The sequence below is a fragment of the Myroides sp. DF42-4-2 genome (genome assembly GCF_030326445.1).
Classification (GTDB): Bacteria; Bacteroidota; Bacteroidia; order Flavobacteriales; family Flavobacteriaceae; genus Flavobacterium.
In genome coordinates this window covers 1-3,505 of sequence record NZ_JACAKI010000044.1, presented here as the reverse complement: position 1 = coordinate 3,505, position 3,505 = coordinate 1, and the positions used below count along the sequence as shown (strand labels likewise).

The window sequence follows — 3,505 nt, the reverse complement described above, 5'->3', positions numbered from 1 at the left end:
ATAGCCTTTTGTTTTCACTCTTATAAAATCTTCTTTCATATACCACTAGCTTTCACATCTAAGTTTAAGTTTTTTTTTATTTAACCAGTAAAAAACTTAATCACTGACCTTCTTCTTCAGTAAGTTTTTCCGTTTTTGAACCTTTTACATGTATCTATGCCTATCTACTTTGTTATTTTTAACACTATCTGTCACTGTGTCTATTAAATCCCTTTCTACGCTGAATTTAGAATAATCTATTTTTCTAGTTCTTTTTAATTCGGCAGGAAACCACATTGTTACAGCATTTAAATAACCATGTTCAAATTGATAATCCCAATCTTGTTTCATTTCCCCTTTTATTTTATAGCTATTTTCCTTTTTATAATAGTTAGGAAACTCCTCTTTATCCTCGTTACTAAGTGGACCATACCACTCACCTTTATAAACACCATTAAGAGAATCTTGAATATACTCATACTTATCATATTTCACATCAATTTCGCTATAATTTACATAACCATTGTATGTGTACTTAACATATTCATAATAGATTAACTTATAAAAATCCCCTACTTTAAATGTATTAGATTCATCTTTATTCTCTATTTCTATATATAAGAAAGGAAGATTTCCTTTTTCAAAACTTACTGGTCCATAAAGTGAAGATCTATAAATGATTTTGTCTTTAGTTACCTCTAAAGTGCAGTAAATTTCTCTGTCCTTAATTGTCTTTGCTTTCACGTAATACTCATAATATTTCACAGAATTACAAGACATACAAATTAAAGATAATAGTATAATTTTTATGTGTGTTTCTAATTTCATTATTACATTTTATGAAGGTATTCCCTTTGTATACCTAATTCAACAATAGATTTACATTGCCATTGATAGAAAGATTTATATCTAAAACTGGCATTTATATTAGGAGAATTAGCACCTTGTCTGTAATCCAAATAATTTTCTAAAGTCGAGCTTTGATCTTTTATATTAGTAAGATTTAAACCACTTTCATCTACCTTAGCGTTGTTTCTTAAAGCTTCTAATACAATTAATCTCTCTTTATCTATTTCTAGTTCCTTTCTTAAGTCTTCTTGATTGTATATAGCACAATCAAATTTAGACAATTCTTTTCCCTCTAATTCTAACAAACGAGGCATTAAATAATTCACGAATCTTCTTTCGAAATCTGAGAAAGAAACATTTCTATTATCTAAAAATTCGTTTAATCGTTTATAACTATCTGAAATTTCTTTTAAAGCATCTACTTCACATAAAGGCACTCCTTCACTATCTGTCATATTTCCTGTAGCCTCTAAAAAATTCAATGATTGATTTTTATCTTCTATAAGACGTTCTAACTTTCGAATCTCATTATCATAGTCTTGTTTATACATAACGCCGATATCTTTGTCTTCTGATTGCTTCATTTCACTCGAAAATGGATGTCGTAGTCCAAAAGCATGTCCTATTTCATGAATAATTAATTTACTTCGATCAGCATCTCTTAAAATTGTATTAAAAATTTGTACTGTACCACCTCCTACATAACTAAAAGCCCCCACCATTGTTTCTAAACTATCTCCTGACCCTTCAATATAATTAGTGTAAAAAATGTAAATTTTGTTTTTTTTATCTAATTTATTATTTCTCTCAACAACATTTTTATAAAGATTTTTGATTTCTTCACTTTTCCATATATTAGTAACTCTTTTTTCTTGATGCATTACTTTTACGCGTGATAATGAAGTAGATTCGTATTGAAACATTTCTTTAAACTTAACCAATAACTCTCTAATAGGATCTATAAAGCTATTTTCTCTATCTGTATTTCTACTATAGAATGCAAGTTCTTCCTCAATCATCTCGTTATAGTCAATATGCTTTCGAGGATTATTAAACATTCTTTTTCCCTCTATATTACTTAAAAAACCACTAACCTCGCTTTTAATAATAGTTAGTTGATAAGTTTGAGGAGCAAGCTCTCCATATATAAAAGCTTGATTAAAAGAATTATTATTAAAAGTATTCTTCACATCAATAGAAATCGCTTCATGATCGATGTTTCTTAAACTAACACTGTTCGCAAAAACTACTTTAACTGGCTGAATTATTGTCTTAAATATGGTATTAGATTTGACAATTAATTGCCCTAAAACTTGTGGTTCATTCTTTGCTTTAGCAATAATTGTAGCATCTTCATTCAATAGACCTAGACATTCTATATTTACTTCTTTTGCAGTACGATCTCCAATTTTTAAACTAAAATTTTCGCTATAAGTAACTTTTATCAATTCACTAGAACTAATAAATTCTACTTCAGCTTCACTGCTAGTACCATTAACTGAAGCTCTATTTGCTTTTACAAATAATTTTACTTTACTTTTTGAGTTGTTATCATTTCCAATGACCCCTGGTGGCCACAGACTTAAGTATGGACACAAATAAACTTTTCGATCTTTATAAGTCTTTTTTTCAGGAACAATAGAGTATATTTTAACATAATGAGTTGATAATCCTTCAGCGCATACAGACTTATCAAATCTATCAAAACCAAATTCTCCATTATAATCAGAATCTTGTTTACCAAATTTTCCTTCAGCATTTTTCTGCGACCTATAAAAATCAATAGTTGCTATAAAGTTCTGATTTTGTTCTCCGATTACCATTTCTTCATAATCACTAATGATCGTTTCGCTTTCTCCTTTCCATTCATTCTTTTCTTCTGCACTGGTACTAATATCACCCTCATAAGCGTGTAATGTAGTATTTTTAGCACTGCTTAATACTATTTCCCCTTCACATATAGTTGTCTTACTCATAATTATAAAAATTAAGAATCATTAGATTTTTCTCCACTAGAACGTTTCATACTTTCAGATGCATTAGCATGTATATTTTCTTCAGAACTTAGACTCATATTTTTAGAATGTAATTGTCTTTCTTCCTCTGTATGAGACTCTACATTACCTTTAATATACTCTACCATTTTTCCTAGTACATTAGTCATATAGTTAGCACCTATGTTTAGATTCTTCATGAGTCCTACTCGCTCAGAACTATTCATCATCACTGTTTCTGTTTTATTCATAGTCACAGTCGTGGTCATATTCTCAGCTACATTGATATTTAGATTCTTACTATTAAGTGTCATCGTCTCAGGAGCTGTAACAGTTATATTCTTGTTTCCATCCATATACCATACATTCCCACTTGGATCTTTTATAGTAATACTACCATCGTTATCCTCATCATCTATCTGTATAGTAACTCCACTTCGTGTGGTTATAGTTTTTAAATGGTTATTAGTTCCTCCTCCTGCTCCTATACCTCCATGGAATAAACCTCCCATTACAAAGGGTCTATCTGGATGATTCCCAACAAAACTGATCATCACTTGATCTCCCTCTTCTGGTATAGCTACAAACCCTCTGTTAGAACCTACCTTATCACTACTTCCTGCATCTGGTGTCATCACGCGAATCCACTCTGTACTTTGATCTCTATACTGCCAATCAAATTG

Annotated in this window: 3 protein-coding genes; all 3 read right to left on the bottom strand. The window is 30.2% G+C overall.

The features are described from left to right. Nucleotides 1-144 precede the first annotated feature (144 nt). Nucleotides 145-807, bottom strand: a complete 663-nt coding sequence (locus HX062_RS15975; RefSeq protein WP_286468112.1) for a hypothetical protein — start codon at nucleotides 805-807, stop codon at nucleotides 145-147. Nucleotides 808-809: 2 nt separating this feature from the next. Continuing rightward, on the bottom strand, nucleotides 810-2,804 hold the full coding sequence (locus tag HX062_RS15970; protein WP_286468111.1) for a zinc metalloprotease: 1,995 nt from the start codon (nucleotides 2,802-2,804) through the stop codon (nucleotides 810-812). Between the two features lie 11 nt (nucleotides 2,805-2,815). Next, nucleotides 2,816-3,505, bottom strand: a 690-nt coding sequence (locus HX062_RS15965; RefSeq protein ID WP_286468110.1) for a phage baseplate assembly protein V, incomplete at its 5' end; no start/stop codon positions are given.

Excerpts from the sequence above, each read along its gene's own strand:
- HX062_RS15975 (WP_286468112.1), bottom strand. The coding sequence starts at position 807 with ATGAAATTAGAAACACACATAAAAATTATACTATTATCTTTAATTTGT.
- HX062_RS15970 (WP_286468111.1), bottom strand. The coding sequence starts at position 2,804 with ATGAGTAAGACAACTATATGTGAAGGGGAAATAGTATTAAGCAGTGCT.